The 25,757-nt window shown below is 67.2% G+C and carries 31 protein-coding genes; 11 read left to right on the top strand and 20 right to left on the bottom strand.

Annotated elements, in window-relative coordinates:
* Positions 1–21 precede the first annotated feature (21 nt).
* Positions 22–231, bottom strand: a complete 210-nt coding sequence (locus E0E05_RS17725) for a YdcH family protein (protein ID WP_039723544.1) — start codon at positions 229–231, stop codon at positions 22–24.
* Between the two features lie 147 nt (positions 232–378).
* On the opposite strand from E0E05_RS17725, the gene E0E05_RS14620 reads away from it, so the two are divergent.
* Positions 379–555: a YdcH family protein gene (locus tag E0E05_RS14620; protein ID WP_039723543.1), complete on the top strand. Its 177-nt coding sequence runs from the start codon at positions 379–381 to the stop codon at positions 553–555.
* 77 nt (positions 556–632) lie between these two features.
* Here E0E05_RS14620 and E0E05_RS14615 read toward each other — a convergent pair whose 3' ends face one another.
* Positions 633–920 carry an ArsR/SmtB family transcription factor gene (locus E0E05_RS14615; protein ID WP_131617383.1) on the bottom strand — a complete coding sequence of 96 codons (288 nt, stop codon included), beginning with the start codon at positions 918–920 and terminating at the stop codon, positions 633–635.
* A gap of 173 nt (positions 921–1,093) precedes the next feature.
* Here E0E05_RS14615 and E0E05_RS14610 point away from each other — a divergent pair, with 173 nt between their 5' ends.
* From E0E05_RS14610 to E0E05_RS14585, 6 genes are all read left to right on the top strand, one after another.
* Positions 1,094–1,759 (top strand): thiamine phosphate synthase, encoded by a 666-nt coding sequence (locus E0E05_RS14610; RefSeq protein WP_131617382.1) that lies wholly within the window; start codon positions 1,094–1,096, stop codon positions 1,757–1,759.
* Positions 1,760–1,782: 23 nt separating this feature from the next.
* Positions 1,783–2,754 carry a tetratricopeptide repeat protein gene (locus E0E05_RS14605; protein ID WP_210215721.1) on the top strand — a complete coding sequence of 324 codons (972 nt, stop codon included), beginning with the start codon at positions 1,783–1,785 and terminating at the stop codon, positions 2,752–2,754.
* 99 nt (positions 2,755–2,853) lie between these two features.
* Complete coding sequence (gene efp, locus E0E05_RS14600) at positions 2,854–3,417, top strand: elongation factor P (protein ID WP_131617381.1); 564 nt, start codon at positions 2,854–2,856, stop codon at positions 3,415–3,417.
* 30 nt (positions 3,418–3,447) lie between these two features.
* Positions 3,448–4,254 carry an inositol monophosphatase family protein gene (locus E0E05_RS14595; protein WP_131617380.1) on the top strand — a complete coding sequence of 269 codons (807 nt, stop codon included), beginning with the start codon at positions 3,448–3,450 and terminating at the stop codon, positions 4,252–4,254.
* Positions 4,255–4,378: 124 nt separating this feature from the next.
* Positions 4,379–5,407 carry a MotA/TolQ/ExbB proton channel family protein gene (locus tag E0E05_RS14590; protein ID WP_131617379.1) on the top strand — a complete coding sequence of 343 codons (1,029 nt, stop codon included), beginning with the start codon at positions 4,379–4,381 and terminating at the stop codon, positions 5,405–5,407.
* 3 nt (positions 5,408–5,410) lie between these two features.
* Positions 5,411–6,442, top strand: a complete 1,032-nt coding sequence (locus E0E05_RS14585) for a peptidoglycan -binding protein (RefSeq protein ID WP_131617378.1) — start codon at positions 5,411–5,413, stop codon at positions 6,440–6,442.
* A 15-nt stretch (positions 6,443–6,457) separates the two neighbouring features.
* Here the strand turns inward: E0E05_RS14585 and E0E05_RS14580 are convergent, their stop codons facing one another.
* Positions 6,458–7,477: a nucleotidyltransferase family protein gene (locus tag E0E05_RS14580; RefSeq protein ID WP_131617377.1), complete on the bottom strand. Its 1,020-nt coding sequence runs from the start codon at positions 7,475–7,477 to the stop codon at positions 6,458–6,460.
* A gap of 134 nt (positions 7,478–7,611) precedes the next feature.
* Positions 7,612–9,414 (bottom strand): ABC transporter transmembrane domain-containing protein, encoded by a 1,803-nt coding sequence (locus E0E05_RS14575; RefSeq protein WP_131618057.1) that lies wholly within the window; start codon positions 9,412–9,414, stop codon positions 7,612–7,614.
* Positions 9,415–9,639: 225 nt separating this feature from the next.
* Here E0E05_RS14575 and rpmE point away from each other — a divergent pair, with 225 nt between their 5' ends.
* Positions 9,640–9,861, top strand: coding sequence for a 50S ribosomal protein L31 (rpmE, locus tag E0E05_RS14570; protein WP_131617376.1), 222 nt, complete (start codon positions 9,640–9,642; stop codon positions 9,859–9,861).
* A 163-nt stretch (positions 9,862–10,024) separates the two neighbouring features.
* Here the strand turns inward: rpmE and ftsH are convergent, their stop codons facing one another.
* The 9 genes from ftsH to ybgC form a co-directional block, all read right to left on the bottom strand.
* Positions 10,025–11,971: an ATP-dependent zinc metalloprotease FtsH gene (ftsH, locus tag E0E05_RS14565; RefSeq protein WP_131617375.1), complete on the bottom strand. Its 1,947-nt coding sequence runs from the start codon at positions 11,969–11,971 to the stop codon at positions 10,025–10,027.
* Between the two features lie 96 nt (positions 11,972–12,067).
* Positions 12,068–13,213: a tRNA lysidine(34) synthetase TilS gene (tilS, locus tag E0E05_RS14560; RefSeq protein ID WP_131617374.1), complete on the bottom strand. Its 1,146-nt coding sequence runs from the start codon at positions 13,211–13,213 to the stop codon at positions 12,068–12,070.
* On the bottom strand, positions 13,207–14,088 hold the full coding sequence (gene ybgF, locus E0E05_RS14555) for a tol-pal system protein YbgF (protein WP_158629382.1): 882 nt from the start codon (positions 14,086–14,088) through the stop codon (positions 13,207–13,209). Before ybgF ends, tilS begins: the two co-directional genes overlap by 7 nt.
* Before the next feature lie 169 nt (positions 14,089–14,257).
* Positions 14,258–14,761, bottom strand: coding sequence for a peptidoglycan-associated lipoprotein Pal (gene pal / locus E0E05_RS14550; protein WP_244597743.1), 504 nt, complete (start codon positions 14,759–14,761; stop codon positions 14,258–14,260).
* 196 nt (positions 14,762–14,957) lie between these two features.
* A complete protein-coding gene (gene tolB, locus E0E05_RS14545; protein WP_131617371.1) occupies positions 14,958–16,280 on the bottom strand; it encodes a Tol-Pal system beta propeller repeat protein TolB in 1,323 nt (440 codons plus the stop codon).
* 97 nt (positions 16,281–16,377) lie between these two features.
* Positions 16,378–17,448, bottom strand: coding sequence for a TonB family protein (locus E0E05_RS14540; RefSeq protein WP_131617370.1), 1,071 nt, complete (start codon positions 17,446–17,448; stop codon positions 16,378–16,380).
* A gap of 4 nt (positions 17,449–17,452) precedes the next feature.
* Positions 17,453–17,902 carry a protein TolR gene (gene tolR, locus E0E05_RS14535; protein WP_131617369.1) on the bottom strand — a complete coding sequence of 150 codons (450 nt, stop codon included), beginning with the start codon at positions 17,900–17,902 and terminating at the stop codon, positions 17,453–17,455.
* Between the two features lie 9 nt (positions 17,903–17,911).
* Positions 17,912–18,637: a protein TolQ gene (gene tolQ, locus E0E05_RS14530; protein WP_131617368.1), complete on the bottom strand. Its 726-nt coding sequence runs from the start codon at positions 18,635–18,637 to the stop codon at positions 17,912–17,914.
* A 157-nt stretch (positions 18,638–18,794) separates the two neighbouring features.
* Complete coding sequence (gene ybgC, locus E0E05_RS14525) at positions 18,795–19,292, bottom strand: tol-pal system-associated acyl-CoA thioesterase (protein ID WP_131617367.1); 498 nt, start codon at positions 19,290–19,292, stop codon at positions 18,795–18,797.
* Between the two features lie 54 nt (positions 19,293–19,346).
* Here ybgC and E0E05_RS14520 point away from each other — a divergent pair, with 54 nt between their 5' ends.
* Together E0E05_RS14520 and E0E05_RS14515 are read left to right on the top strand one after the other, a co-directional pair.
* Complete coding sequence (locus tag E0E05_RS14520) at positions 19,347–20,594, top strand: glycoside hydrolase family 5 protein (protein ID WP_131617366.1); 1,248 nt, start codon at positions 19,347–19,349, stop codon at positions 20,592–20,594.
* A 151-nt stretch (positions 20,595–20,745) separates the two neighbouring features.
* Positions 20,746–21,438, top strand: a complete 693-nt coding sequence (locus tag E0E05_RS14515) for an NAD(P)-dependent oxidoreductase (protein WP_131617365.1) — start codon at positions 20,746–20,748, stop codon at positions 21,436–21,438.
* A gap of 40 nt (positions 21,439–21,478) precedes the next feature.
* Here the strand turns inward: E0E05_RS14515 and E0E05_RS14510 are convergent, their stop codons facing one another.
* Positions 21,479–22,063, bottom strand: a complete 585-nt coding sequence (locus E0E05_RS14510; protein ID WP_131617364.1) for a TetR/AcrR family transcriptional regulator — start codon at positions 22,061–22,063, stop codon at positions 21,479–21,481.
* A gap of 101 nt (positions 22,064–22,164) precedes the next feature.
* Between E0E05_RS14510 and E0E05_RS14505 the strand changes: the two genes are divergently transcribed.
* Positions 22,165–22,629, top strand: coding sequence for an MAPEG family protein (locus E0E05_RS14505; RefSeq protein WP_039725184.1), 465 nt, complete (start codon positions 22,165–22,167; stop codon positions 22,627–22,629).
* An 11-nt stretch (positions 22,630–22,640) separates the two neighbouring features.
* Here E0E05_RS14505 and ruvB read toward each other — a convergent pair whose 3' ends face one another.
* The 6 genes from ruvB to E0E05_RS14475 form a co-directional block, all read right to left on the bottom strand.
* Positions 22,641–23,681 (bottom strand): Holliday junction branch migration DNA helicase RuvB, encoded by a 1,041-nt coding sequence (gene ruvB / locus E0E05_RS14500; RefSeq protein WP_131617363.1) that lies wholly within the window; start codon positions 23,679–23,681, stop codon positions 22,641–22,643.
* Positions 23,678–24,070: a type II toxin-antitoxin system VapC family toxin gene (locus E0E05_RS14495; protein WP_131617362.1), complete on the bottom strand. Its 393-nt coding sequence runs from the start codon at positions 24,068–24,070 to the stop codon at positions 23,678–23,680. The genes ruvB and E0E05_RS14495 overlap by 4 nt, the downstream gene beginning before the upstream one ends.
* Positions 24,067–24,351, bottom strand: a complete 285-nt coding sequence (locus E0E05_RS14490; protein ID WP_131617361.1) for an AbrB/MazE/SpoVT family DNA-binding domain-containing protein — start codon at positions 24,349–24,351, stop codon at positions 24,067–24,069. The genes E0E05_RS14495 and E0E05_RS14490 overlap by 4 nt, the downstream gene beginning before the upstream one ends.
* A 77-nt stretch (positions 24,352–24,428) precedes the next feature.
* On the bottom strand, positions 24,429–25,043 hold the full coding sequence (ruvA, locus tag E0E05_RS14485) for a Holliday junction branch migration protein RuvA (protein ID WP_131617360.1): 615 nt from the start codon (positions 25,041–25,043) through the stop codon (positions 24,429–24,431).
* Positions 25,040–25,450, bottom strand: coding sequence for a type II toxin-antitoxin system VapC family toxin (locus E0E05_RS14480; protein WP_131617359.1), 411 nt, complete (start codon positions 25,448–25,450; stop codon positions 25,040–25,042). Before E0E05_RS14480 ends, ruvA begins: the two co-directional genes overlap by 4 nt.
* Entirely contained in the window at positions 25,450–25,704 is a 255-nt protein-coding gene (locus E0E05_RS14475) for an AbrB/MazE/SpoVT family DNA-binding domain-containing protein (protein WP_131617358.1), read from the bottom strand. The genes E0E05_RS14480 and E0E05_RS14475 overlap by 1 nt, the downstream gene beginning before the upstream one ends.
* Positions 25,705–25,757: the final 53 nt, after the last annotated feature.

The following is a 25,757-nucleotide window of genomic DNA, read 5'->3' as shown; positions in this document are numbered from 1 at the left end:
GACGGTTCGCGCTCGCATGGGTCAGGCGATGATGTCGGGGATGATCTGGTCCTCGACCTCCTGCATCCGGTCCTTGATGGCCAGCTTCTTCTTCTTCATGCGCTGGATCTGCAGCGGATTGCAACCGGTCTTGACCATCGCCTCGATCGCCGCGTCGAAATCGGCATGATCCTGCTTGAGCCTGGCGAACTGAAGCCGAAGCTCCGCCTGATCCTGATCGGATGATGTCATGGGGTCCGGACTTGATTGTTCGGCGACGAAGGACGCGGCTCATAGCACACAACGGACTGTAACAAAATGCAACGTCCGCCCATTCGACACGGGCCCCGTTCCGTGGCACGCTTTGACGGTTCGCAGGCACGACGAAGGAGGAGTTACATGTCAATTGATGGTCATCTCGACGCCCTGAAGCGCAAGCATGGCGCGTTGGATAGTGAAATCAACGACATGCTGGCGCGACCGGCGCCCGACGAGTCCGAACTCAACCGCCTGAAGCGGGAGAAGCTTCGCCTGAAGGACGAGATCGAGAAGATCATGGCGCAGACGCGCCACTGACAACGGCTCCACCTCTGAACGGGTTTCGCACCGGCGGCGATGGCCGGCACGGCAGGGCTGTGGAAAAACCGGCCCGTTCAGACGGCCGTGGCGCCCGGCGCGTCGGCGACGTTCCAGAACTGGTCGAGCCAGATGTTGAGCGGCAGGAAGCCGCTGCCGCGAACCGAATAGATACGGCGCGTTCCCTCGGCGCGGGCACTGACGAGGCCGGCATCGAGAAGCACCTTGAGATGCTGCGAGACGGCCGGCCGCGAGATCGGAAGACCGAGCGCCAGTTCGCCGACCGTCTTGCCGCCGCGCCGGAGCTCCTCGAGCAGGTGGCGACGGTTGGGATCGGCTATCGCTTCGAACGGATCGGCGGTCATGTTCCGTTTGTAAGGCAAGTCTTACTGCACTGCAAGATTGTTGCTGCAATGCAGCATCATACCTTGGCAGGGTGGCATGGCGGTTTGCATCGGCCATCGCGCTGCCTTAATCGGATGGTTGCACGCCGGCGACGCGCTTGGCGCAGGCGACCTCCGACAGGGCTCGATCGATCATGGCAAACGACCAGGACAGGGTGGAAAACCGCTGCAGGCTGGTGCTCGTCACGCCGGCCGAAGCCGACCCGGACCGGCTCGCCGCGCAACTTGAGGCGGCCGGGCGCGGCGGCGACGTGGCGAGTGTGATCATACCCGACCATGGCCTTGATGAAGATGTCTACCAGCGCCTGCTCGAACGGCTCGTGCCGGCGGGGCAGGGGATCGGCGCGGCGGTGGTCGCGGCCGGCGAGCCGCGCCTTGCCGCGCGCGCCGGCGCGGACGGCATCCATGTGCGCGGCAATGCGTCGGCGGTCGCGCGGGCTGTCGCGGACTACCAGGAGCGCTGGATTATCGGCGCGGAAGCGGGCAAGGCACGCCACAACGCGCTCGATGTCGGCGAGGCGCGCCCCGATTACGTGCTGTTCGGCCGGCTTGCCGGCGACACCCATCCCGAGGCGCATCGGGGCGCTTGCGAGAACGCGGCCTGGTGGGCCGAACTGGTCGAGGTGCCGGCGGTCCTGATGGGTGGTCACGATCTCGACCATCTGGACGCGGCGGCGGCGACGGGCGTCGATTTCGTCGCCCTGTCGCGCGCCGTGCTCGGTCCGGACGTCGATGCCGAGGCCGCCGTGCGCAGGGCGAACGAGATCCTGTCCCGGCATGTGTTCGCGGAGGCGGCGTGAGGCGGAACCGGCCAGCATCGGCATTGGCGCTGACGCTGCTGCTCGCGGCCGGCATGCCGCATGGCGCCAGGGCGCAGGACGCAACGCAGCGATTCGTCACCGAGGACGGGGAGGCGCCGACCGACGGCCGCTTGCGGCCCGTGCTGCCGGCGCCGTCCCGGTTCGGCGCCCCGGAGGCCGACAGCGCCTATGGCGCGTTCCAGCGGGGGCTGTTCCTGACCGCGCGCAATCTCGCCCTGCCGCGCGCCGAGGATGGCGATGCGGCGGCGCAGACCCTTCTTGGCGAGATCTATTCGCGCGGGCTGGGGGTTGCGACCGATTTCGACGAAGCGCTGAAATGGTATCGCAAGGCCGCCGAGCAGGACGTGCCGGAGGCGCAGTTGCAGGTGGCGCTGGCGCTGCTGCGCGACGATCCGGATTCCGTCGAGGGCCGTGAACTGATGGAAGCGGCGGCCGATGCAGGCCATGGCAAGGCGATGTTCAACCATGCCCAGATCCTGCTTACGGACCGCCCCGGCACGAGCGGCCAGCGCGACGCGTTCGACTATTTCCGCGGCGCGGCCGAAGCCGGCATCGCCGATGCGCAGTTCGCCGTCGCGCAATACTACCAGCAGGGCACGCCGCCGGTCTTCTATGATGATACCGAGGCGCGCAAATGGCTTCAAAGGGCCGCGCGGCAGGGCTTCGACAGCGCCCAATACGAGCTGGCGCTCTACTATCTGGAAGGGGTCGGCGGCGAGCGCGACTTCGATCAGGGCTTCTTGTGGATGGCGCGCGCCGCCCATGCGGGCAATGTCGGCGCGCAGGCCGAACTCGCCAAGCTGCTGTGGAGCGGCATCGGCATCGAACCGGACGACACGCAGGCGGCGGCCTGGTACGTGGTCGCCCGCCGCGCCGGTCTGCGCGACCCGGTTCTGGAGGATTTCTGGCTCGGCCTTTCGGCTGAAACGCAGCAGGAAGCGATCAGCCGCGCCAATGGTCTGCAGCGCCGCTGAGCCCCCGCTAGCGGGCTCTTGCAACGGCCCGCCAAGTGTGTTCAGGGAACCGCACGACGGCGCCGCTTCAGGGCGCTCTAAATCCCAGGTGACAGACGGATGAAGATCAACGGCAACGAGATCAAGCCGGGCAACGTGATCGAGCACAATGGCGGGCTGTGGGTGGCGGTGAAGACCAACGCCGTCAAGCCCGGCAAGGGCGGCGCGTTCAACCAGGTCGAGTTGAAGAACCTGATCGACGGCACCAAGCTGAACGAGCGTTTCCGCGCCAGCGAGACGGTCGAGAAGGTGCGGCTCGAGCAGAAGGAATACCAGTATCTTTATGCACAGGAAGACGCGCTCGTCTTCATGGACATGGAGACCTACGAGCAGCTCGAACTGCAGGCCGATTTCGTCGGCGACCGCAAGGCCTTCCTGCAGGACGGCATGACGGTGACGGTCGAACTGCACGAGGAACGGCCGATCGGCGTGTCGCTGCCCGATCAGGTCACGCTCGAGATCGCCGAGGCCGACCCGGTGGTCAAGGGGCAGACGGCGACCTCGTCCTACAAGCCGGCGGTGCTGGAGAACGGCGTGCGCGTGATGGTGCCGCCATTCATCACGGCCGGCGAGAAGATCATCGTGGCGACCGACGACATCTCCTACGTGCGCCGCGCGGACTGACGCGCCGCTGACTGAACCGGAAGGGCCGCCATGCCGCGCTCGGCACTGATGAACGTGATGGTCCAGGCGGCCATGAAGGCCGGCCGCGGGCTGGCGCGCGATTTCGGCGAGGTGCAGAACCTGCAGGTCTCGGTGAAGGGGCCGGGCGACTTCGTCAGCCAGGCCGACCGGCGCGCCGAGAAGACGATCTTCGACGAACTCAGCCGCGCAAGGCCGGGCTATGGCTTCCTGATGGAGGAGGGCGGCACGGTCGAGGGAACGGACGGCCAGCACCGGTGGATCGTCGACCCGCTCGACGGGACGACCAACTTCCTGCACGGCATCCCGCATTTCGCCGTTTCAATCGCGCTCGAGCGGCAGGGCCAGCTCGTCGCCGGACTGATCTTCAACCCGGCGACCGACGAACTCTACACGGCCGAGCGCGGCGGCGGCGCCTATCTGAACGACCGGCGCCTGCGGGTCGCCAATCGCGGTCGCCTGTCGGACTGCGTGGTCGCCTGCGGGGTGCCGCATCTTGGCCGAGGCAACCATGGCCAGTTCCTGGTCGAGCTGCGCCACGTGATGGGTGAGGTCGTCGGCGTCCGGCGCGAGGGCTCGGCGGCGCTCGATCTGGCCTATGTCGCGGCGGGGCGGCTCGACGGCTACTGGGAGCGCTATCTTTCGCCGTGGGACATGGCGGCGGGCATCGTGCTGGTGCGCGAGGCGGGCGGCTTCGTGACCGACCTGAACGACGGCGACGACATGTTCGGCCGGGGCGAGGTGATCGCCGGCAACGAGCGGATGCGGCAGGCGCTCGCCGAGGCCGTGCGGCGGCCGCTGAAGACGGCGACGCATTAACCGGACGGCCTAACCATGGGTGGCCCGGACGGTTCGCCATCCTTTCATTTTGGCCACAGTTCCCGTTAGTATCGGCGCCGATGGCGAACCATCCGACAACGGGCTTGACGGGAGAGTTGAGGCGATGAATGCCCCTGCGGCAGATGACGCCGCCGCCAAGGCGGGGCGGCGCCGTTTCGATCCATACCGGCTTTCCAACCCGCAGGTGTTCCTGCTGTCGATGATCATCTTCCTGGTGATCGTCGGCTTCCTCGCGGCCATCCTGTTCCGGCAGATCTCGACCGCCTTCATGACCAATCCGGGCCTGAACGGGCTGATCCTGGGCGTGCTGGCGGTCGGCATCGTGCTGGTCTTCCTGCAGGTGACGCGGCTGTTCCGCGAAGTGTCGTGGGTGAACTCCTTCAAGGTCGGCGACACGGTCAAGGCCTCGCGCCGCGAGCCGGTGCTGCTGGCGCCGATGAAGGCGATGCTCAGCGGCCGGCAGTCGGTGGCGCTGACGACGCTGTCGATGCGCTCGATCCTCGATTCGATCGGCACGCGGCTCGATGAATCGCGCGACACCTCACGCTATCTGATCGGTCTTCTGGTGTTCCTCGGCCTGCTCGGCACGTTCTGGGGCCTGTTGGCGACGATCGGCTCGATCGGCACGACGATCCAGTCGCTCGATCCGGGCACGGGCGACACCAACGACATTCTGGACTCGCTCAAGTCCGGGCTCAGCGCGCCGCTCGAAGGCATGGGCACGGCCTTTTCCTCCTCGCTGTTCGGCCTTTCGGGCTCGCTCGTTCTCGGCTTTCTGGACCTGCAGGCCGGCCGTGCGCAGAACCGGTTCTACACCGAACTGGAAAACTGGCTGTCCTCGGTGACGCAGATGGACCAGTCCGGCGTTCCGCTGCCGGCGTCCGACGCCGACCAGCTTGCCGCGCTGACCGCCCAGATCGCCGCGATCAAGGACAGCGGCGGCGGCAGCCCGCGCCAGGCCGAAGCGCTCGCCAACCTCGCCGAGGGCGTGCATGGCCTGGTCAAGTCGATGCGCGGCGAACAGCAGATGATGCGCGACTGGGTCGATGCGCAGGCGCGCGACCAGAAGGCGACCCGCGAGACGCTCGACCGGCTGGCCGACCTGCTGTCGACGCTCGAAAAGGACCGCTGACCGATGGCGCTGGCCCGCACCCGTCGCCGCACGGGCGGCGTCGACTACTGGCCCGGCTTCGTCGATGCGCTGTCGACGCTGCTGCTGGCGATCATGTTCCTTCTGTCGGTGTTCGTGCTGGCGCAGTTCCTGCTCAGCCGCGAGATTTCCGGCCAGGACCAGGTGCTCAACCGGCTCAACGCGCAGATCAACGAACTGACCCAGCTTCTGGCGCTGGAACGGTCCGACCGGCAGGACGCCGAGGACCAGCTGCTCGGCCTGCGCGCCTCGCTGGCCGAGGCCGAGGACGAGCGGTCGCGGCTGCAACAGCTCCTCGACGCGGGCGCCGGGGCGGGCGAGGCGGCGCGCGAGCGGATCGGCGAGTTGACGGGTGAGTTGGAGGAAGAGCGTGTCGCCAGCCAGCGTGCCCTCAGCCAGGTCGAACTGCTCAACCAGCAGATCGCGGCGCTGCGCAGCCAGATCGCCGCGCTGGAGGGCGCGCTCGAAGTGTCCGAGGATCGCGACGCCGAGGCGCAGGCGAAGATCGCCGATCTCGGCCGTCGTCTGAACGTGGCGCTGGCGCAGCGGGTGCAGGAGCTCAACCGGTACCGGTCGGACTTCTTCGGCCGGCTGCGCGACATCCTTTCGGACCGCGAGAACATCCGCATCGTCGGCGACCGGTTCGTGTTCCAGTCCGAAGTGCTGTTCTCGTCGGGTCAGGTGGAAATCAACGAGGCGGGCGAGGAAGAACTCGCCAAGCTTGCCGACGCGCTGATCGATCTCGAACAGGAGATCCCCGAGGAGATCTCGTGGGTGCTGCGTGTCGACGGCCACACCGACGATGTGCCGATCTCGTCGGGCCGGCGGTTCGCCGACAACTGGGAACTGTCCAGCGCGCGGGCGACCTCGGTGGTCAAGTTCCTGATCGAGGAGGGCGTGCCGCCCAACCGGCTGGTCGCCGCCGGCTTCGGCGAGTTCCAGCCGCTCGAGCCGAACACGGACGACGAGGCCCGGGCCCGAAACCGCCGGATCGAACTGAAGCTGACCGAGCGATAGGCGGCCCGCCTGTCATCAGGTCAGGGCCTTGAGCCTGCCGGCCGTTTCGGGAAGTCGTTTCAGGCTGGCGGCGATCCGTTCGCGCCAGCGTGGACCACGGGACAGGGCGTCCTCATAGGCCTCGGCCAGTTCGTCGGGCCGGTCTTCGGATAGGACCGCAATGAGGAAGGCCGCTTGGGCCCGGTCCTTGCGCGACTTCAGCCGGTCGGCTCCGCCACGGCGCCGGTCGGCAACGATCAGCTTGTGGATTGCGAACCTTTCAGGCCGGGGCACCTGAACGAGCACGCCCGAACGGTAAAGGACGATCGCGTTGATCGGATCGGCAATCAGATAGTTCAGATAGTTGAGCGCCTGCGCGCTGACGCCCAGCGCCGGCAGCGGCCTGAAGGTCTCGTCGCCGAAGGCGGGCGTCAGGAATTCGACCAGCGTCTGTGAATTGCTCTGTCGCCATCTCCAGATCTGCCTGTTGTCGATATCCGGCGCCGGGTCGAATTTCAGCGTCCCGAGGATGTCGCCTGGCTTGGCGTCGACGATGTCGTCGAGCGCGACCGAAAGACGCTGGAAGCTGGCCACATCGATGTCGTCGGTCTGCGCCAGTTCCTCGAAATCCATGCGGACCCCGAGTTCGCCCTGGTAGACACCATAGGCGGCAGTGCCGACCAGCGTGCCGCCCAGCCGGAACATGCCGGCCCGCGCGAAGGCGAGCAGGATCGATCCGGTCTGCCGGTCTGCGGCGATGAACCCTTCGGCACGCAGCGTGCGCGCCAGTCGGGCCATCTGTTTCCGGCGTCCCTCGGCGTCGGCCTTCAGCGCCTGCGCCTTCTCGAGGCGGGCACGCAGTTCGGGCCTGTCCTCGCCGAGATAGCGGCTGACCATCTCGGTTCCGATCCGGAAGCGCTCGTACAGATATTTGCGGCCATTGCGATGCCGTTCTTCGATCGCGCCGACGATGTTTGCCGCACGCTCGTCCAGATGCAGGCGAAGCAGGTCCTGATAGGCCACGACGGCCGGACGGCTGTGCGCGACGATGTTCATGGCATTTCAAGCTCCCGATTGTGTGCATCAAATATTATTTTGCTGCACACGCGTCAATGTGTGCATCAGAAAATCGTTTGATGCACACACTCTGTCAGACGTTCGCCGCGAAAGCCGGCCCTATGGCCGCTGCCTCACGCCGCCTGTCCCGCCCCGAACTGCAGGGCGGCAAGGCGCGCATAGACCCCGTTCTTCTTGGCCGAAAGGCTCTGATGGGTGCCTTCCTCGACGATGCGTCCGCGATCCATGACGAGGATGCGATCGGCCTTCCGGATGGTCGCGAGGCGGTGGGCGATGACCAGCGTCGTGCGCCCTTCCATCAGCGTTTCGAGCGCCTTCTGGACGAGCGTCTCGCTTTCGGCGTCGAGCGCCGAGGTCGCCTCGTCGAGCAGCAGGATCGGCGCGTCGCGCAGGATCGCGCGGGCGATCGCGACGCGCTGGCGCTGACCGCCCGAAAGCGTCACGCCGCGCTCGCCGACCTGGGTGTCGTAGCCGAGCGGCAGTTCCTCGATGAAGCCGTGCGCCTGGGCCGCCTTCGCCGCCGCGACGATCTCGTCATGGGAGGCGTCGGGCTTGCCGAAGGCGATGTTGTCGGCGACCGTGCCCGACAGGATCGTCACGTCCTGCGGGACGATCGCCATGCGCCGGCGCGCCTCGATCAAATCGGCGCGCCTGAGATCGACGCTGTCGATGCGGACGATGCCCGCCTGCGGGTCGTACTGGCGCATCAGCAGCGCGAAGATGGTCGACTTGCCGGCGCCGGACGGGCCGACGATGGCGACCGTCTCGCCGGGCTCGACGGCAAAGGTCAGATCGTGCGCGGCGCTGTCGTCCGGCCGGGTCGGATAGGCGAAGGTCACCTCGTCGAAACCGACCGTGCCGAGCGGCGGCGAAGGCAGCGGCAACGGGTCCTTCGGTGTTGCGATCAGCGGTTCCTCGGCGAGCAGTTCGGACAGCCGTTCAGCGGCGCCGGCCGCCTGCTGCACCTCGCCCCAGACCTCCGACAACTGACCCAGCGCGCCGGCGGCGAACATGGCGTAGAGCAGGAACTGGCCGAGCGTGCCGGGCGTCATCGTGCCGGCGAGCACGGCCTGGGCGCCGATCCACAGCACCGAAACGATCGAGGCGAAGATCAGGAAGATCGCGAACGCGGTCAGGCCGGCGCGGGCGCGCACGGCCATGCGCGCTGCGCCGAACGCCCGGTCGACCGCACCGCCATAGAACAGCCCGGCGATGCGCTCGGACGTGAAGTTCTGGAAGCTGCGCACCGCGCCGATCGCCTCGGAGGCATAGGCCGACGCTTCGGCGAGCGTGTCCTGGGCGGCGCGCGAGCGCTTGCGCACGCGGCGGCCGAACAGGATGATCGGCAGGACGATCAGCGGGATCGCGCCGACCACCAGCGCCGACAGTTGCGGGCTGGTGACGATCATCATGGTGACCGCGCCGATCCCGAGGATCAGGTTGCGCAGGGCGAGCGATGCCGTCGCGCCGACGGCCGATTTCACCTGGGTCGCGTCGGCGGTCAGCCGCGAGACGATCTCGCCCGACTGGGCGGTGTCGTAGAAGGCCGGCGACAGCGTCATCACATGGGCGAAGACATCGCGGCGGACGTCGGTGACCACGCGCTCGCCCAGGATGATGACGAAATAGTAGCGCAGCGCGCTCGCCACCGCGAGCATCAGCGCGATGATCAGCAGCATCGAGAAATACTGGTTGATCAGGCCCGCATCGTTGCCGGAAAAACCGTGGTCGATCACCCGGCGCACGGCGGTCGGCAGGGTCAGCGTGGTGGCGGCGGCGAGCAGCAGGAAGAAGGCGGCGCCGGCGAGCAGGCCCTTGTAGCGCAGCACATAGGGCACCAGCCGTGCCAGCGGCTGCAGCGACCGCCGGCGGGCGTCCTCGCCGTCGCTGCGATCGCGCTCGGGCACGCTGTTCATGACGGGCTGGCTGGACGTTGCAGAACTCATGAAGACCCCGATGGTGTGGCGGTTCCGGGCCCGTGGTTCGGCCCGCTGTCGCTCTTGTCTACCGTGCCTTGCTGATGTATAGGCCGGACCAAGCTTTTTGAAGCCGTGGGCCGGGCGCGCACGGCTTTTCCATTGCAATCTGGCGTAAATGATGACCGATCAACGGCGCCACCCTACTTTTGACGGACAGTGACGATGAAAGCCGACATCCATCCCGACTACCACATGATCAAGGTCGTCATGACCGACGGCACCGAATATATGACACGGTCGACCTGGGGTTCGGAAGGCGACACGTTGCGCCTTGACATCGACCCCAATTCGCACCCGGCCTGGACCGGCGGTCAGCAGGGCCTGCTCGACCGTGGCGGCCGCGTGTCGCGGTTCCAGAAGCGTTACGAGGGCCTCGGCCTCTGATCCGACCTTCGGATCGACCGGCACCCTCTGCATTGCCGATCGCGCGAAACCCCGGCTCCGGCCGGGGTTTTCATTTGTCACGAGGAACCAGCAAGCGGGTTCGCTGAGCTCGAGGCAGGCAACCAAAAACCCCGCCTTCGAAGGCGGGGTTCTGCGTAAATGGTCAGGGCGTCTGCGGCTCCATGCCGCCGGAGTCCGGTTCTCCGCCACCCTTCTTGCCCTTGGAGGGCTTCTTGGCGGCGCCGGTCTTGGGCACGGCCGAACCGCGCGTGGGCGGCGTATCGTCGCCCATGTCGCGCGAGGGCTTCTTGCCGGCGAGCAGTTCCTTGATCTCGTCTCCCGACAGCGTCTCGTATTCGAGCAGACCCTCGGCGAGCGTGATCCAGTCCTCCTTCTTCTCGGTGAGGATGTTCATCGCCGTCCTGTAGGCCTCGTCGATCAGCTTGCGCACCTCGGCGTCGATCGTCTCGGCGGTCGCCTCGGACATGTTCTGCTGCTGGGCGACCGAATGGCCCAGGAACACTTCCTGCTGGTTCTCGCCATAGGCGACCTGGCCCAGCTCGTCCGAAAAGCCCCATTGCGTGACCATGGCGCGGGCCAGCTTGGTGGCCTGCTCGATGTCGGAGGCGGCGCCCGAGGTGATGTTCTCCTTGCCGAACTTGATCTGCTCGGCGGCGCGGCCGCCCATCATGATCGCCAGCCGCGAGATCATGTACTTATAGCTCATCGAGTACTTGTCGCCCTCGGGAAGCTGCATGACCATGCCGAGCGCGCGACCGCGCGGAATGATCGTCGCCTTGTGCACCGGGTCGGACGAGGGCACGTTGAGGGCGAGGATCGCGTGGCCGGCCTCGTGATAGGCGGTCAGCGTCTTTTCTTCCTCGGTCATCGCGCTCGAGCGGCGCTCGGCGCCCATCATCACCTTGTCCTTGGCGTCCTCGAACTCGAGCATGGTGACCAGCCGCTTGTTGCGGCGCGCGGCCATCAGTGCGGCCTCGTTGACGAGGTTGGACAGGTCGGCGCCGGAGAAGCCGGGCGTGCCGCGGGCGATCACCTTCAGATCGACGTTCGGCGCCAGCGGCACGTTGCGCGTATGCACCTTCAGGATCTTCTCGCGGCCGATGATGTCGGGGTTGGGCACGACGACCTGCCGGTCGAAGCGGCCGGGACGCAGCAGCGCCGGGTCGAGCACGTCGGGCCGGTTGGTGGCCGCGATCAGGATGATCGATTCGTTGGCCTCGAAGCCGTCCATCTCCACCAGAAGCTGGTTGAGGGTCTGCTCGCGCTCGTCGTTGCCGCCGCCGAGACCGGCGCCGCGATGACGGCCGACCGCGTCGATCTCGTCGATGAAGATGATGCAGGGCGAATTCTTCTTGGCCTGCTCGAACATGTCGCGGACACGGCTGGCGCCGACGCCCACGAACATTTCGACGAAATCCGAGCCGGAGATGGTGAAGAAGGGCACGTTCGCCTCGCCGGCGACCGAGCGGGCGAGCAGCGTCTTGCCGGTGCCGGGCGGGCCGACGAGCAGCACGCCGCGCGGGATCTTGCCGCCCAGGCGCTGGAACTTCTGCGGATCGCGCAGGAATTCGACGATCTCCTCGAGGTCCTGCTTGGCCTCGTCGACGCCGGCGACGTCGTTGAAGGTGACGCGCCCGTGCGCCTCGGTCAGAAGCTTGGCCTTGGACTTGCCGAAGCCCATCGCCCGACTGCCGCCGCCTTGCATCTGGCGCATGAAGAAGATCCACACGCCCAGAATGATGATCATGGGCAGCCAGGACAGAAGCACCGCCATGAAGGAGTTCGAGCCATCCGTTTCAGGCCGCGCGCGGATTTCGACGCCACGGTCCTCGAGCCGCGCGACCAGGTCGGGATCGCCCGGCGAGAAGGTCTGGAAGGTCGCGCCGGTGTCCGAATAGGTGCCGACGATCTGCTCGCCCTGGATGGTCACCGACTGCACGCGTCCGTTCGAGACGTCCTGCAGGAACTGGGTGTAGGAGATGTCGCGCGAGGCGGTGCCCTCGCTGGGCGCCTGGAACATGTTGAACAGGGCGACCAGCATGAGGGCGATGATCGCCCACAGCGCGAAATTTCGATAGTTGGGGTTCATGTATGCATCCCTGCGGCGCGCGCGGCGCGTGTCTTGACCTGTCGGCAAGATAGGTTTCGATGTCCGTCTTGCCAAGTCGCAGCGGGCAGGCTGCGACTAATGTGCGGCAATTGTTTGCAGGTTGGTGAATGGCGGGGGCGGATAGAGCGCCGCGCCATGCAGTCGGGCAAGGGCCGCGGCAAGCGGCCAGTCGGCCGCCGGCAACAGCCGGTCGAAGCCGCGCATCGCCGCTGAACGGCGGTTCCGGGCTTCCGGCACGAGCCGGACGAGCCTGTCCCTCTTGCGCATCAGGCAGCCGGCGATGGTGAGCGCGGCGCCGCTCTCCGCCTCGGCGCAGAAGGCGAGCGCCCGTTCGGCGTGGCCGGTCGGCGGCTGGTGTTCGAGCCGGCCCGTCCAAGCGAGCGCGGCGGCCATCGCGGCGATGCGCGCATCGGTGCCGTGCGCGGCGATGCCGGCCGGGTCGACCGTGAGCGCGCCGTCATCCATGCGCCAGACCAGGCGGTCGTTAAGGCAGGCCGCGCCGGCCCGGGCGAGGGCGCGACGCCGTTCGGCCCGTCGCGAAGCTTCGGCGTTCAGCGCGGCGCGGTCGGCGGGCTTCAGCGCGGCGCGGACGCGGACGCGCTCGAAGGAAGGGTCCCGGTTGGAGGGATCGTCGAGCCAGCCGATGCTGCGCGCCGAAAGCCAGGCGCGCAGATCGGTGCGCTGCGTTTCCAGCAGCGGCCGTGCGAACCAGACCGCGCGCTCGCTCAGCGTCGCTTCATCGATGCCGGCGAGCCCCGGACCGTCCGTGGCACGGGCCCTGCGCATCGCGAGGGTCTCGGCCTGGTCGTCGGCGGTGTGGCCGGTCAGGACGATCGACGCGCCCTCGCACCGGGCGAGGTCGGTCAGAAGGCGGTAGCGCGCAAGGCGGGCGGCCTGCTGCAGGCCGGTGGCGGGGCGATCGGCCCATCGCTCGGTGACATGGCGAACGCCGAAATCGGCGCAGCTTCGGGCGACGGCGCGCGCTTCGTCTGCGCTTTCGGGCCGCAATCCGTGATCGACGGTGGCCGCGATCAGCGGCACATCGGCGCGCGAGGACCGCACGAAGGCATGGGTGATGTGCACAAGCGCGGTCGAATCGCCGCCGCCGGAAAGGGCCACGATCACCGGCCGGCGCGGCGCGAAGGCGATCCGGCCGAGCGCATCGTGAACGGCACGGTCGACGCCGGTTTCGTCCGCCAGCGCCGGAGCCGTCGTCAGCATTGCGCCTTGGCGCGTTCGGCCTCGATCTTCTGGCGCACGGTCGCGCCCATCTCCGGATGGGTCCGAAGCGCGTCCTCGAAGGTCACGCAGGCGATGTTGCGGTCGCCGAGCGCGGCCATGATGGTGCCGATCTTGAGCATGGTCTCGGCCGCCTTGCCGGCTTGAGGATGACGCGCGCGCGTATCGATGAAGATCTCCGCGGCATCCTCAAACCGGCCCTGGGCCAGAACGCTCTCGCCCAGCCAGAAGCGGGCGTCGGGGGCGAGTTGATCGTCCGGATACAGGCTGACGAACCGCTCGAAGACCTGCTCGGCGACGGCATAGTCGCCGTCGAGCACGTGCTCGTAGCCGATCCGGTAGAGCGCCTCGGGGTCGATCTCGCCGCTGATCGCATTGGTCGGATCGTTGCTGATCGCCGCGTTGATGCCCTGTTCGGAGAAGTCGATGTCCGCGCCCAGCACGTTGCCCTGCTCGTCGACGCGCAGCGAGCCCAGATCGCGGGGCTGGGTGCCGGTCGTCGTCTGCGTATCGGACGCGGCGGGCGGGCCGACGCGTTCGGCCGTCCCGGTCGCGGGCGCGGCGGTCCCGGCATCGTCGGTTGCGCCGGCGGGGGCGGGCTGGACCGCCCCCTGCTGCTGGGTCTCGAGCTGCTGGAAGCGGAACTCGTTGTCCTCCTGCTGGCGGCGCATCTGCTCCTGCATCTGCAGAAGCTGGAAGTTGAGCTCCTCGACGCGGCCGGTGAGCTGGCGCACCTGCTCCTCGAGCTGGAGGATGCGCGGATCGTTGATCTGCGCGGCGGCCGTTCCGCCGAGCGTTGCCAGCGCCACGAGGCAAAGCCCCGGCACGGTGAGCATGAATCGGATGGGATGGGTCAAATCGCTTGGTCCTGAATGGTTTGCGGCTGGAAGCTGTCCGTTTTTCCCGGCGCAGGTCATGGCGCGCCAGTGCGACGAAATTTTGGTGGTGCAGGCCGGCAGGTCAACAAAAAACGGCCCCGGAGCGTTCCGGGGCCGCATCTGGCGCAAGCCGGGTGCGCGGGTCAGGTCAGCTTCCCGTGCCGGTGAGCACGGTGACCGCGCGGCGGTTCTGGTTCCAGCAGGAGGCGGCGTCGCAGGTCGCAACCGGCCGTTCCTTGCCGTAGGAGATGGTGCGGATGCGCGCGCCGCTGACGCCGCGCGATTCCAGGAACGCCCTGGTCGCGGCCGCACGCCGGGCACCGAGCGCCAGGTTGTACTCGCGCGTGCCGCGTTCGTCGGCGTGGCCCTCGACCGTGATCTGATAGTTCGGATACTGGTTCAGCCACTGCGCCTGGCGGGCAAGCGTGGTCTGCGCGTCGGCGCGGATGACCGAGGAATCGGTGTCAAAGAAGATGCGGTCGCCGACATTGACGGTGAAGTCCTGCGTCGAGCCGGGCGCGGCGCCGGACAGACCCAGATCGCCGGCATTGTCCGGCAGGTTGGACCGGTTCTGGGCGCAGCCTGTGATGGTCAGAGCGGCGATCGCCACGATGAAGACGGCGCGCACCGGGCGCATTGCAATTGGGCCCATGGCCAACATCCCCTTGATTGTACGCAGATCGGTCGAATGCCATCATTCGCCGAAGCTTTTCGGTAACCCCGTTTCGGTTAACCGCCGTTTGAGCCGAACGGTTAACGAACGCCTAATCCGGCCCCTGCCGTGCGGATCGGAGCGACGCCCCGCGGTGCCGCCCAAATGCGGCAACAACGCGGCGTCGCCGTCTTGCTCACTCCAGAAGCGGCGACCAGGCGGGGTCGGACGCGAAGCCCTCGACCGGCACGCGCTGCTCGTTGCGGCCGGTCAGGTCGATCGAATAGAGCTGCGGGCCGGCCGCGCCCGCTTCCTGGCGGAAGAACATCAGATAGCGGCCGTTCGGCGCCCAGGTCGGTCCCTCATTGTGGAACCCGGTGGTCAGGATGCGCTCGCCCGAACCATCGGGACGCATGACGCCGATCGAGAACTGGCCGCCGGACTGCTTGGTGAAGGCGATCAGATCACCGCGCGGCGACCAGACCGGCGTCGAGTAGGAGCCGTTGCCGAACGAGATGCGCTGCGCCTGGCCGCCGTTCGCGCCCATCACGTAGAGCTGCTGGCGGCCGCCACGGTCGGATTCAAAGACGATGCGCGAGCCGTCCGGCGAGAAGGAGGGCGAGGTGTCGATCGAGGCCGAGTTGGTCAGCCGCGTGGTGTTCCGCGAGCGCAGGTCCATCGCGTAGATGTTGGCGTTGCCGTCGGGCTGCTGCAGGCTCATGACGATCTTCTGGCCGTCGGGCGAAAAGCGCGGGCTGAACGTCATGCCGGGGAAGTCGCCGACCAGTTCGCGCTGTCCGGTCTCGAGCTGCAGAAGATAGACCTTCGGCTCGCCGCCGGCGAAGTCCATGTAGGTGATCTCCTGGCGCGAGGGCGAAAAGCGCGGCGTCAGCACGATGTCGCCGCCCCGGGTCAGGTAGCGCTGGTTGAAGCCGTCCTGGTCCATGATCGCCAGCCGCTTGGTGCGGTTGTCGCGCGGTCCGCTCTCGGCGACGTAGACGATGCGCGTGTCGAAATAGCCCTTCTCGCCGGTCAGCCGCTCGAAGATGGCGTCGGAGATGATGTGGGCGACGCGCCGCCAGTTGTCGCGGTTGGTGAAGAACTGTTCGCCGGCCATCTGTTCGGCCGCGAACGTGTCCCACAGCCGGAACTCGGCGCGCAGCCGGCCGCCGGCTTCCTCGACGACCCGGCCGGTCACGAGCGCCTGGGCGTTGATGACGCGCCAGTCCTCGAAGCGCGGCGCCGCGTCGGGATTGGTGACCTGCTCGATGAAGGCGCCCTTGTCGACGGGCGCGAACAGGCCTGACCGGCGCAGATTGTCGGCAACCACCTGGCTGATCTGCGCGCCGATCCCGTCGCCGGAAATGAAGTCGGTGACGGCGATCGGCAGCGGCTCGATGTTGCCCTGGTTGATGTCGATCTCGACCAGCGCCCGGGCGGGCAGCACGGTCGCGGCAAGAAGCGATGCGAAGGCCAGCAGCAGGGCCGCGAGCCGGCCGGCGCGAATGGTCGTCATCATGGTCAATCCTTTGGCTGGACCAGAATTTGGCGTCCCGTTAGGGGCGATATGGGGCAGGGATGTGTCATCGAGACAATGGTCGGACGGCGCGACGGGTTCACCGGAACATCTCGCTGGGGTCGAAATTGACGACGACATCCTGCCATGCATCATACTTGTCGGCGGGCAGATTGTAGCCGTTCATGCCGCAGCGCAGGACCGCACGGCGGGCGCTCTCGTCGGCCTGCCGGTTGCCGGAGCTGTTGGTGATGGTCGGCTGTCCCTCGACCCGGCCGGACGGATCCAGCCGGAAGCGCACCGACACGCGCAGTTCGGCCGCGTCGATGACGCCGGCGGGCGGGTTCCAGCAGGCCTGGATCTGGCTGCGCAGCGCGTCCATCTCGCTCTGGGTCAGCGTGGTGCCGCCGGTCGAGCGTTCGCCGCCCAGCGAGGCGGTCTGTTCGGACGGCGCCGCGCCGCCGCCGGAGCCCCGCTCGCGGTTCAGAAGGTTGGCCACCTCGTCCGTCTCGCTCGGATCGGGCGTCTCCGGGCTTTCGGTCGCGGCCTGCGTCTGCGGCGTCTCCCGGTCCTCGCGATTGGGCGTCTCGGCGGTCTGCGCGGGCGGGCGTTCGGGCCGCGCGGTCGGTGTCGGGATGGTTTCGGGCAGGGCCACCGATTCCGGCTCGGGCGTCGGTTCGGGCTCGGCCGCCTCGATCACCTCCTCGACCGGATCGGGGGTGACGTCCTGGGCCGGTTCGGGGTCAGGCGCGACCTCGGTGGCCGGGGTGGCCGGCGCCTCGGGCTCGGGTTCGGCGACGGGTTCGGGTTCGGGGCGCTCGACGGGCTGCGGCACCGGCACGTCGACCGGATCGGGCAGGCGCGCCTCCTCGACCTCGACGGGCTGCTGTTCCTCGGTCTCGGGCGTCGCTTGGTCGCGTTCACTGTCGCCGACATTGACCGCTTCGGGCTCGGGCTCGGGCGTTTCGACCGGCTCGGGGGCGGCCGGATCGAGCGAAGGCGCGTCTTCCGATCCTTCCTGGATCTGGGTGATCTCGGCCAGGCTGACCAGTTCGACCGGCAGCGCCTCGACATCGTCCACGTCGAACGCGTCGGGCTCGGACAGGGTGATCAGGCCCCAGCCGAGCACGAGAACATGAAGGGTGGCCGATGTCGCAAGGCCGACGCGCATCGGATCAGCCGTCCTGTTCCTGGAGCGTGACGAGGCCGAGATTGCGGTAGCCGGCCTGGTTGATGCGGCCCATAACGGCCATCACCGTGCCGTAGTCGGTGACGCGGTCGGCGCGGATGTAGATGCGCTCGTCATAACCGGTCTCGGAGATCGCCTCCAGACGCGGCACAACATCGTCGATGGCGATCTCGGTTTCCTGCAGGAAGATCTCGCCGGCATCGTTGATCGAGATGGTGATCGGCTGGGTGTCCGAATTGAGCTGGCGGGCGCGGCTTTCGGGCAGGTCGATCGGCACGCCGACCGTCAGCAACGGCGCTGCGACCATGAAGATGATCAGCAGGACCAGCATCACGTCGACAAACGGCGTGACGTTGATCTCGGAAATGGGCCTTGCGGTCACGGGGCGGCGATTGCGCCTGCGCCGCGAGACGAAACCGGACGAGGTGCCGGACATGGTGTGCTCCTATTCGGCGGCCTGGCGCTGCGTCTGGGACATCCGCTCGTCGATCTGGCGCGACAGGATGGCGGAGAACTCGTCGGCGAACGCCTCCATGCGCGCGCCGAGCTTGCCGGCATCGTTGATCAGCTTGTTGTAGGCAACGAGCGCCGGGATGGCCGCAAGCAGGCCGATCGCGGTGGCGAGCAGCGCCTCGGCGATGCCCGGCGCGACCACGGCGAGGTTGGTCGATTCAGAACCGGCGATCGCCTGGAACGAGGTCATGATGCCGATCACCGTGCCGAACAGGCCGACATAGACGGCGACCGAGCCGACCGAGGCGAGAAAGCCCAGCCGGCTTTCCAGACGCTCCATCTCGCGGCCGAGGGCGACGTCCATCGCCCGGTCGATGCGGCTCTGCAGGCTCATCGGCGAGCGCGCGCCGCGCTCGAATGACTTCTTCCATTCGCGCATGGCGGCGACGAACAGCGCGCCCATGCCAGTGACGTTGCGGTCGGACAGGGTCCGGTAGAGTTCCTCGAGCGACTGGCCCGACCAGAAATTCTCCTCGAAGCGGGCGAACTGGCGGCGCATCCGCGCGAAGGCCATGGTCTTGTCGATGATGATCGCCCAGGACCAGATCGATGCCGCCAGAAGGCCGATCATCACCAGCTTGACGATCCAGCCGGCCTGCATGAACAGGCCGTAGATCGACATGTCGTGCGCGGGGGCGGCCAGCGGTAGCGTTTCCATGGTCGTTTCCTTGAATGGGTCTTCGGCGGCGCTTGGGGCACGAGGCGGGCCTGTGCCGAGCCCGCCGCCGGTCCTTGCGCGCTTTCAGGCACAAATTCGGTCAAACGATGGCGGCCGGCGGCACACCCTCGTCAGCGGCGTTTATCGATTGTTATCCTTAAGGATCGGTTAGAGCGCTCCGCGCCAGATGCTCCCTGAACAGCGCGGCCCAGTCCCTGGGCATGCGCTGCGGCCGGCCGGCATCGGAGATCAGCGCGGCCATCACCCGCGCGCCGATCAGCGCCCGGTCGCCACGCAGGATGGTCTGGGTCATGACGATGCGCGCCTTGTGCAGTTCGGCAAGGCGGGTCTCGACAGTGATGATGTCGTCGATACGGGCGGCGGCGCGGAAGTCTATCTGCATGTGCCGGACGACCCAGAACAAGGGCGTTGCGCCGGCGGCGAGATCGGTGTGCCGGACGCCCAGGCAACGCAGATAGTCCGACCGGCCCCGTTCGAGCCATTCCAGATAGCGGGCGTGATAGACCGCGCCGGAGAAGTCGGTGTCGGCATAGTAGACGCGGGCCGAGAAGCGGTGGACGCCGGCCTCGAGCACGCCGTCGAGCGCGACGAGACGCGGCGCGCCGGGTTTACCATCGTCGGGGATTTCGCTCATCGGCGGGCGGGCTCCGTGGTATCAGACGGGCCGCCTCATTGGAAAATCGCCGCCATGATTGCAAGCCTGCGCGCGGCGCTGATCGCGCTTCTGACCGTTTCCACCATGCCGGCCTTCGCCGCCACCTTCGAGGTGCGCCGGTCGATCTCGACCGATCTGTGGGTCGAGTGGCCCGGCGCCGAACGATGGAACGACGTCGACGTGATCGCGGCCTTTCCCGAGTGGCGACGGCATGTTTCGCCGGACGATTTCGCCGAACTGAAGGCGGCCGGGTTCGACACGGTGCGCATGCCGGTCGAACCGGCCTTCCTGCTGCATGACGCCGATCCAGAACGACTGGCGGCGATCATGGCGGGGATCGACGCGGCGATCGCGATGATCGTGGACAGCGGGCTGAACGTGATCGTCGACATGCACACGATCCCGCGCGGGTCGGGCGACGCCTATGCCGGCACCGACCAGATCATGGCGAGCGAGGCCTTGTTCGCGCGCTATGCGGACACCGTCGCGCAGGTCGCCGGACATCTCGAACGCTGGCCGGCCGGAACGGTCGCGCTCGAAGTGATCAACGAGCCGACGCTCGACTGCTACGACCGGGGCGCGCGCGACCAATGGGCGCGCATGCTCGAAACGCTGCACGGGGCGGCGCGCGCGGCCAATGGCGACATCACGCTGGTTCTGACCGGCGCCTGCTGGGGCTCGGCCGACGGGCTCGCCGCGCTCGATCCGGACACGATCGGCGACGACAATGTGATCTGGACCTTCCATTCCTACGAGCCCTTCATGGTGACCCATCAGGGCGCGACATGGGCCGGCGACATCGTCGCCCATCTGCGCGACATCCCGTGGCCGCCCGATGCGGTCGATGCCGACGGATGGGACCGGATCGTCGCCGGCAATGAAGGGCGCATCCGCGCCGCGCTGGCGGGCCGGGCCGAGCGCAGGGCGCTGGGCTTCCTGCGCGATCATGCGCGGGACCTGCGCGCGACCGGCGATCCGATGGCCGCGCTGGCGCCGCCTTTCGCCACCGTTTCGGCATGGGCCGACGCGCACGACATCGCGCGCCAGGACATATTGCTCGGCGAGTTCGGGATGATCGGGCGCGAGTGGGGCACCGATCTCGACGTGCCGGCGCAATACCGGCTGAACTATATGCGCGCGATGATCGGCAAGGCCGAGGCGCACGGGTTCGGCTGGTCGGTGTGGTCGTTCGGCGGCGCGTTCGGGCTGGTGCAGGGCTATGGCGGCGAACGGCTGGACCAGCCGCTGCACGACCGGCTGATCTGGACACTGATGGATTAGACAAGGCCTTGCCTAATCGAACGCTTTCCCGTCGCCGCCTCGAACCGGTCGCAGGTTGCTGCCTCTTGGCCGCACTGGCCTGCTTTCGCCGGCGCGAAACACCGCTATAGTGCCGCAAGGCACGGTACGCCGCGGCAAAACGGGCCCGGCAATGCGACGGATCTGCATCATCGGAATATCGGGAAAGCTCGGCCAGTACATGGTCGAGCACGCGCTTGCCCGCGGCTATGAGGTCGTCGGCGTCTGTCGTCCCGAAAGCACGGCAAAGCTCGACCGCTTCGGCGACCGCATCACCATCTTTCCGGGTCGGACCGACGATCGTGACGTCGTGGCTGAGGCGGTGAAGGGCTGTCAGGGCGTCCTCGTGGTTCTGGTTCCCTGGGGCGTCGACAATTATGCGACCGGAACGGCTCAGGCGGTGCTCGACAGTGCCGAGGCCGGTGCGCGGCTGGTCTTCTCGTGCGGCTGGCACATCAGCATGGACGGCAAGGATGTCTATCCGTGGCGTGCCCGCGCTTTCGTTGCGTTCTTCGGGTTCTTCGCGCGGCCGCTTCGCTTTGCCGACATCGGCGACCAGGTCGAGGCATGCCGCCGCGTCTTCGCTTCGGACACGTTCTGGACGGTGGTCCGAGGGTCCGACATGGAAGAAGGAGAAAGCGACGGCCTGCCGGTCTGGTCTCGCCATGTCGGGGACCCGGTCCTTGCCAGCAATCTGACCAAACGCACAGATTTTGCGTTGTTCATGGTCGATGCGCTGACCAACGACGACCTGATCCACGAAGCGCCGGCGATCGTCGGACGCAAGACGGCTTCGGCGCGGGCATACGCCGAGGCGGCGTCGTGAGCACGCCCGCCCCCGCGTGCGGCGCCATCGGTTGCACGCGTCACCCGGCCTGAAGGGACGCGACAAGCGCATCGATCAGTTCGGCCGGGTTGTGCTTGAGCGGATCGCTCAGATTGTCTGCGAGGCCGAACATGAGGACCAGCCCCAGGACGGCTGAGTGGATGGCCACGGCCTGCCGCCGAGCGACCGACGGCTCGCCGCCGAGGTGGCGGGCGAGCGACCCGTAGACCCTGTCCGTCAGTGGGTAGACCTTGTCGAGCAGCGGGCGGTGGTGAGGCTCCTGCGCGGCCTGCCGGATCGTCTGCGGCAAAAGGTACATCAGGCGAAACCGGTCGAGGTCATCGAGATGAAACCGCGCGATGGCCCTGACATAGGCGCCGATCGCCTCGGGCCGTCCGGACGCCCCGGCAACCGATCGGGTCGCCGTCTCGGCCTCCGCCTCCAGACACGGAAGGAACATGGCGGCCAGAAGGTCGTGCTTCGTCGGATACCAGTAAAGCACGGCCTGTTTCGATCGCCCGAGCCGCCGGGCGATCGCATCGAAAGAGATGCCGGCAAGCCCCTCCGAAGCAAGGACTTCGCGGGCGATCCGCACGATCTCGTCGCTGGTCCTCGATGTCGACATGAGTCCCGATCTTGACAGCTTACCGATGGTAAGATAACTCACTTACCACTGGTAAGTAAAGGCGCATGCCTGACCGGGGCGCCGTAACGGAGGCCAGCACGATGACCGCGCTTTCCTTGGACAATCCTGTCTTCGCCGCCTACCTCGTCGCGTCGGCGCTCATGGTGCTCAAGGTCATGGGGCAGGGCTGGATGACCGTGCACCGGATGATGAAGGTGAGCGCCGGGTTCGCCAGCCCCGAGGATCTTCGGAAGGGACCGATCAACAGGGCGCCCGATCCCTCGCAGATCGAGGTCAACGAATATGTCGACCGGTCCCGCCGGATGCACCGGAACGATCTGGAGAACATCCCCGCCTTCTGGGCGGCGGGTCTGCTTTTCGTGACCGTCGATCCGGCCCTCTGGCTGGCGCAGCTTCTGATGTACGGCTTCGTGGTCGCGCGCCTTGCCCATTTCTGGGCCTATGCGACGGAGCGCTCGCATGAGCTGCGGGCCACCTTCTACACGATCGGGTCCGTGATCGTGATCTACATGGCCGGCCACGTGCTTTGGGCAGCGCTCGTCTAGGGCTTGCCCGCCTATTCGCTCTCGTCGAACAGGCCCGCCTGCATGGCAGCAAGGTCCGCCGGGGCGGCAAGGCCCAGATGGCCCCAGGCGTTGGCCGTCAGGATGCGGCCGCGCGGGGTGCGCTGGATGAAGCCCTGCTGGATCAGATAGGGCTCGATGATGTCCTCGATCGCGTCGCGCGGCTCGCTGAGCGCGGCGGCGATCGTCTCGATGCCGACCGGCCCGCCGCCGAAATTGCGCGCGATCTGGTTCAGATAGCGCCGGTCGAGTTCGTCGAGCCCGATCGTGTCGACCTCGAGCCGCGACAGCGCCTTGTCGGCGACGGTGCGGTCCACCCGTTCGGCGCCGGCGACATCGGCGAAATCACGCACGCGGCGCAGCAGCCGGCCGGCGATGCGCGGGGTGCCGCGCGCCCGGGCGGCGATCTCGCGGGCGCCGTCATCGCCCATTGCAAGGCCCATGATGCGCGCGCCGCGGGTGACGATCGTCTCCAGCTCCTCGACCGTGTAGAAATTGAGCCGCACCGGAATGCCGAACCGGTCGCGCAGGGGCGTGGTCAGAAGGCCAAGCCGCGTGGTGGCGGCGACGAGGGTGAATTTGGCCAGATCGATCTTGACCGAGCGCGCCGCCGGCCCTTCGCCGATGATCAGGTCGAGCTGGAAATCCTCCATCGCCGGATAGAGGATCTCCTCGACCGCCGGGTTGAGCCGGTGGATCTCGTCGATGAACAGGACGTCGCGCTCTTCGAGATTGGTCAGCAGCGCGGCAAGATCTCCGGCCTTGGCGATCACTGGGCCGGAGGTGGCGCGGAAGTTGACGCCCAGCTCCTGCGCCATGATCTGGGCGAGGGTGGTCTTGCCGAGACCCGGCGGGCCGACGAACAGGACATGGTCGAGCGCCTCACCGCGCTTTGTCGCCGCCTCGATGAACACCTTGAGGTTGGCGCGCGCGGCCGCCTGGCCGGTGAAGTCGTCGAGCGTGCGCGGCCGCAGCGAGGTGTCGAGGTCCTCGTCGCGCTTGTCGGCGGAGATGAGGCGGGCCGGCTCGGTCATGCCAGAAGTTCCATGCCGGGGACGCGCCGCGCCGCCCGCCGGTCGAGGGTGACCGTGTGGCTGCAGCCGGCCTGGCTGTTCGAAAACGCGATCAGGAAGTCAGCGAGGTCTTCGGAGCCCAGGTTCTGCAGCACCTGGCCCAGACTTTCGCCATGTTCGACGATCGCTTCCCGTGAGGCGAGGAGACGGCTGACCATTTCCAGAACGGCCTCGCTAGGGTAGCCGAGAGATCGGTTCAGAACCCACACGGTTTCGGCCAGGGTTACCGAACAGATAAGGGCCGGCCTTTCGGGCGTGCATGCCGCCAGCAGTTCGCGGGCAAGGCGGCATTGTTCCGGGTCGTCATCGACCAAAAAACGCAGCAGGATGTTGGTGTCGATGCCGATCATGGTTCTGACTTGCGCCAGTCCCGCTTGATGCGTTCGTCATCTTCCGTAACAGCGTCCATGATCGCCTCGTCAATGTCTTCGATCGGCAGGCTCTTTCCACCGGGCGGCTTGCCGAGGAAGCCTGCAAGATCGGACAGTTTCTGGTTCTTGGGCTGCACGACCATCTTGCCGTCCTTGACCGAAACATAAAGGCGCATTCCGGTCTGCAGCCCGAGCATCTCGCGCACTTCCTTGGGGACCGTCATCTGTCCTTTCGATGTCAGCGTTGTAAAGGATCCCATGAACCTTCTCCAGACCGTCGCATTTCCTTACTTTCTGAACATAGTAAGGAGACGGGTCCAAGGCAAGGACCGCGGCGTCACCGCGCCAGTTCCTTCAGCCCCTGGCGGATCAGCGCGGCGCTGTCGGCGCCTTCGCCGGCGGTCTTGATCGCGGCGGCCACCGCGTTCGCCGCCTGATCGCGCGAATAGCCCAGATTGGCGAGCGCGGAGACGGCGTCGGCGACCGGGGCGGGCGCTGCGCCTTCGCCCAGCTCCTGCCTGAGGCCGATGCCGGGCGCCGCATCGCCGGCAAAGGCGGGCGCCTTGTTCTTCAGTTCGGCGACGATGCGCTGGGCGACCTTGGGCCCGATGCCGGGCGCGCGGGCGACCATGGCCTTGTCCTGCAAGGCGATGGCGTTGGCGAGATCGGCGGCCGACAGGGTCGACAGAACGGCCAGCGCGACGCGCGCGCCGACGCCCTGCACGCTCTGCAGCAGGCGGAACCATTCGCGGTCGAGCGCGCTCTGAAAACCGAACAGTCTCAGCTGGTCCTCGCGCACATAGGTCTCGATGAACAGCGTTGCCGCCTCGCCCTCGTTCAGCGCCGACAGCGTGCGGACGGGGCAGAAGGCGACATAGCCGACCCCGTGCACGTCGACGATGACATGATCCTCGCCGATTTCGTCGACGGTTCCTTTCAGCTTGCCGATCATGGGTGCGTGTCCGGTGCGACGATGGAAAGGGCGGGGAAAAACTCGCGAAAGCCGGAGGGATCGCGCGTCAGAACCGAATAGCCGCGCACGGCGGCATGGGCTCCGATGAAGAAATCGGGCAGCGTGCCCTGGCGCGCACCGCCGCGCCGACGGTAGAGCCGGAAGGCGCGTCCGGCGAGATATGCGCTCTCCCAGGGCAGGTGCTCGCGATTGAGACCGTCTATGGCGAGGGCAGCTTCGGCGCTGTCGGCGCTGTCGAAACGATAGCTGAATTCGGCGAAGATGACGGGGTTGATGACGAGCCCTTCGGCCACCCGCTGCGCCATTGCCATTTTCGACCATTGCATCCAGTGCGGATCGCGGTAGGCGACGTCGATCAGCACGTTGGTGTCGACAAGCGTGGCCATCAGGTGCGGTCGCGTGTTTCGCGCATGACGTCCTCGGCACCGAGGGCCGGATCGCCGGTGCCCTCCAGCTTGTCCAGTTCCTTCAAGAACCGTTCCATGCGGTCGCGCATGGAGCGGCTTTCGGCACCGTCAACCGGCTCGATGATCACGCGACCGCCCTCAAGGCGGATCATGACATCGCTGTTGGGCCGTATCCCCGCCTGCTCGCGCACATGCTTGGGGATTGTGACCTGGCCTTTCTCCGAAACACGCATTGTGGGTGACCCCGCTACCGACGATCTTTACTTATTCCAACCTTCGGAACAAG

Origin of the sequence: Roseitalea porphyridii (assembly GCF_004331955.1) — a bacterium.
GTDB lineage: Bacteria > Pseudomonadota > Alphaproteobacteria > Rhizobiales > Rhizobiaceae > Roseitalea > Roseitalea porphyridii.
This window is presented reverse-complemented; position numbering and strand designations above follow the sequence as displayed.

Excerpts from the sequence above, each read along its gene's own strand:
- E0E05_RS17725 (WP_039723544.1), bottom strand. The coding sequence starts at position 231 with ATGACATCATCCGATCAGGATCAGGCGGAGCTTCGGCTTCAGTTCGCC.
- E0E05_RS14620 (WP_039723543.1), top strand. The coding sequence starts at position 379 with ATGTCAATTGATGGTCATCTCGACGCCCTGAAGCGCAAGCATGGCGCG.
- E0E05_RS14615 (WP_131617383.1), bottom strand. The coding sequence starts at position 920 with ATGACCGCCGATCCGTTCGAAGCGATAGCCGATCCCAACCGTCGCCAC.
- E0E05_RS14610 (WP_131617382.1), top strand. The coding sequence starts at position 1,094 with ATGGCAAACGACCAGGACAGGGTGGAAAACCGCTGCAGGCTGGTGCTC.
- efp (WP_131617381.1), top strand. The coding sequence starts at position 2,854 with ATGAAGATCAACGGCAACGAGATCAAGCCGGGCAACGTGATCGAGCAC.
- E0E05_RS14595 (WP_131617380.1), top strand. The coding sequence starts at position 3,448 with ATGCCGCGCTCGGCACTGATGAACGTGATGGTCCAGGCGGCCATGAAG.
- E0E05_RS14590 (WP_131617379.1), top strand. The coding sequence starts at position 4,379 with ATGAATGCCCCTGCGGCAGATGACGCCGCCGCCAAGGCGGGGCGGCGC.
- E0E05_RS14585 (WP_131617378.1), top strand. The coding sequence starts at position 5,411 with ATGGCGCTGGCCCGCACCCGTCGCCGCACGGGCGGCGTCGACTACTGG.
- E0E05_RS14580 (WP_131617377.1), bottom strand. The coding sequence starts at position 7,477 with ATGAACATCGTCGCGCACAGCCGTCCGGCCGTCGTGGCCTATCAGGAC.
- E0E05_RS14575 (WP_131618057.1), bottom strand. The coding sequence starts at position 9,414 with ATGAACAGCGTGCCCGAGCGCGATCGCAGCGACGGCGAGGACGCCCGC.
- rpmE (WP_131617376.1), top strand. The coding sequence starts at position 9,640 with ATGAAAGCCGACATCCATCCCGACTACCACATGATCAAGGTCGTCATG.
- ftsH (WP_131617375.1), bottom strand. The coding sequence starts at position 11,971 with ATGAACCCCAACTATCGAAATTTCGCGCTGTGGGCGATCATCGCCCTC.
- tilS (WP_131617374.1), bottom strand. The coding sequence starts at position 13,213 with ATGCTGACGACGGCTCCGGCGCTGGCGGACGAAACCGGCGTCGACCGT.
- pal (WP_244597743.1), bottom strand. The coding sequence starts at position 14,761 with ATGGGCCCAATTGCAATGCGCCCGGTGCGCGCCGTCTTCATCGTGGCG.
- tolB (WP_131617371.1), bottom strand. The coding sequence starts at position 16,280 with ATGATGACGACCATTCGCGCCGGCCGGCTCGCGGCCCTGCTGCTGGCC.
- E0E05_RS14540 (WP_131617370.1), bottom strand. The coding sequence starts at position 17,448 with ATGCGCGTCGGCCTTGCGACATCGGCCACCCTTCATGTTCTCGTGCTC.
- tolR (WP_131617369.1), bottom strand. The coding sequence starts at position 17,902 with ATGTCCGGCACCTCGTCCGGTTTCGTCTCGCGGCGCAGGCGCAATCGC.
- tolQ (WP_131617368.1), bottom strand. The coding sequence starts at position 18,637 with ATGGAAACGCTACCGCTGGCCGCCCCCGCGCACGACATGTCGATCTAC.
- ybgC (WP_131617367.1), bottom strand. The coding sequence starts at position 19,292 with ATGAGCGAAATCCCCGACGATGGTAAACCCGGCGCGCCGCGTCTCGTC.
- E0E05_RS14520 (WP_131617366.1), top strand. The coding sequence starts at position 19,347 with ATGATTGCAAGCCTGCGCGCGGCGCTGATCGCGCTTCTGACCGTTTCC.
- E0E05_RS14515 (WP_131617365.1), top strand. The coding sequence starts at position 20,746 with ATGCGACGGATCTGCATCATCGGAATATCGGGAAAGCTCGGCCAGTAC.
- E0E05_RS14510 (WP_131617364.1), bottom strand. The coding sequence starts at position 22,063 with ATGTCGACATCGAGGACCAGCGACGAGATCGTGCGGATCGCCCGCGAA.
- E0E05_RS14505 (WP_039725184.1), top strand. The coding sequence starts at position 22,165 with ATGACCGCGCTTTCCTTGGACAATCCTGTCTTCGCCGCCTACCTCGTC.
- ruvB (WP_131617363.1), bottom strand. The coding sequence starts at position 23,681 with ATGACCGAGCCGGCCCGCCTCATCTCCGCCGACAAGCGCGACGAGGAC.
- E0E05_RS14495 (WP_131617362.1), bottom strand. The coding sequence starts at position 24,070 with ATGATCGGCATCGACACCAACATCCTGCTGCGTTTTTTGGTCGATGAC.
- E0E05_RS14490 (WP_131617361.1), bottom strand. The coding sequence starts at position 24,351 with ATGGGATCCTTTACAACGCTGACATCGAAAGGACAGATGACGGTCCCC.
- ruvA (WP_131617360.1), bottom strand. The coding sequence starts at position 25,043 with ATGATCGGCAAGCTGAAAGGAACCGTCGACGAAATCGGCGAGGATCAT.
- E0E05_RS14480 (WP_131617359.1), bottom strand. The coding sequence starts at position 25,450 with ATGGCCACGCTTGTCGACACCAACGTGCTGATCGACGTCGCCTACCGC.
- E0E05_RS14475 (WP_131617358.1), bottom strand. The coding sequence starts at position 25,704 with ATGCGTGTTTCGGAGAAAGGCCAGGTCACAATCCCCAAGCATGTGCGC.